1 protein-coding gene is annotated in these 1657 nt (G+C 73.6%); it reads left to right on the forward strand.

Going from position 1 to position 1657, the window contains the following annotated elements; translation table 11 throughout:
* Positions 1 to 1657 (forward strand): polyketide synthase dehydratase domain-containing protein (locus ABZS54_RS42875; RefSeq protein ID WP_355548869.1); only part of this gene is annotated, 1657 nt, incomplete at both ends.

The following is a 1657-nucleotide window of genomic DNA, read 5'->3' on the forward strand; positions in this document are numbered from 1 at the left end:
CCTGCACACCGACGGACACACCGTCGACTGGTCCCGGCTGTTCACCGCAACCACCGCGACCCTGATCGACCTGCCCACCTACCCCTTCCAACACCGGAACTACTGGCTGGCGCAGTCGTCGTCGGGTGGCGTCGTCTCGGCGGGGCAGGTGGCCGCGAGCCACCCGATGCTGGACGCGGTGGTACGCGTCGCCGGCGCCGACGAGGTCGTCTTCACCGGCCGCCTGTCGGCGCGGACGCACGCCTGGGTCGCCGAACACGCCCTGGGTGGCCGGGCGTTGGTGCCGGGCACCGCGTTGATCGACATGGCGATCCGAGCCGGCGACGAGGTCGGTTGCGCCGGTGTGGCCGAGATGGTCGTCACCGCGCCGCTGGTCCTCCCGGAGACCGGCGGAGTGCAGGTCCAGCTCGTGGTGCACGAGTTGCAGGACACCGGCCACCGGCCGTTCGCGATCCATTCCTGCGACGAGATCGATCAGGAGTGGACCTGCCACGCCACCGGCCTGCTGGCTCCCTCGGCCCCGGAGCCGCGTTTCGAGCTGAGCGAATGGCCGCCGGCCGGCGCCTTGCCCGTGGCCACGGACGGGTTCTACGAGCAACTCGCCGAGAACGGCTACGTGTACGGCCCGACGTTCCGCGGGCTGCGGACGTTGTGGCGCCGCGACGGCGCCACAGGCGCCGAATTCTTCGCCGAGGTCGCGCTGCCGGAACACACGGACACGGCACGCTTCGGGATTCATCCCGCCCTGTTCGACGCGGCCATCCACCCCCGGGTCTTCGCCGCGATCGCCGATGCGGGCGAGGACTTCACGCTTGTGCTGCCGTTCGTGTGGAACGGGATCAGCCTCTACGCCACCGGGGCGACCGCGCTGCGGGTACGGGTGGTCATCGACGGCGAGACCGACGGCGGGACCTCCTGCCGGGTTCAGATGGCCGACGAGGCCGGGCAACCGGTTGCCGAGGTGCTGTCGGTGGAGGGGCGCCCGGTGTCGGCCGACGGGCCGGCCGCGCGGGACGAGACGGCCGGTTCGCTGTTCGGGGTGGACTGGGTCGAGGTCGAGGTGAGCCCGACCGGGCAGACCGGGGACTGGGCGCTGCTCGGCACCCCCGACCGGTCGGTCGATGCGGCGTTGACGGTCGACCGCCGCGAGACGCTGTCGGACGCGGCGGGGGCCGACGTGCTGCTCGCTGTCTACGCCGGCCGGCCGGCCGGCGAGGTCGTCGCACCGGTGCACGACACGGTCGTCGCAGCGCTGGATCTGGTGCGGGAATGGCTGGCCGACGACCGGTTCCGGGCGAGCCGCCTCGTTGTGGTGACCCGTGGCGCGGTGGTGGTCGGCCGGGACGCCGCCGCTCCGGACCTGGTGGGCGCCGCCGTGTGGGGCCTGCTGCGCTCGGCACAGTCGGAACACCCCGACCGGATCGTGCTGGCGGACGTCGACGACGACCCGGCCTCGCTCGCGGTCCTGCCCGCGGTGCTGGCGGCGGGCCACGACCAGGTCGCGGTGCGCGCCGGCGCGGTGACCGTGCCACGCCTGGCTCCGCAGCCCGCGGCGGACACCACCGGGCCGGAGTTGGCGCCGGACGGTACGGTCCTGGTCACCGGCGGAACCGGCGCGCTGGGCGCGCTGTTCGCCCGGCACCTGGTCACCGGGTAC

Origin of the sequence: Embleya sp. NPDC005575 (assembly GCF_040605455.1) — a bacterium.
Taxonomy (GTDB): Bacteria; Actinomycetota; Actinomycetes; order Streptomycetales; family Streptomycetaceae; genus Embleya.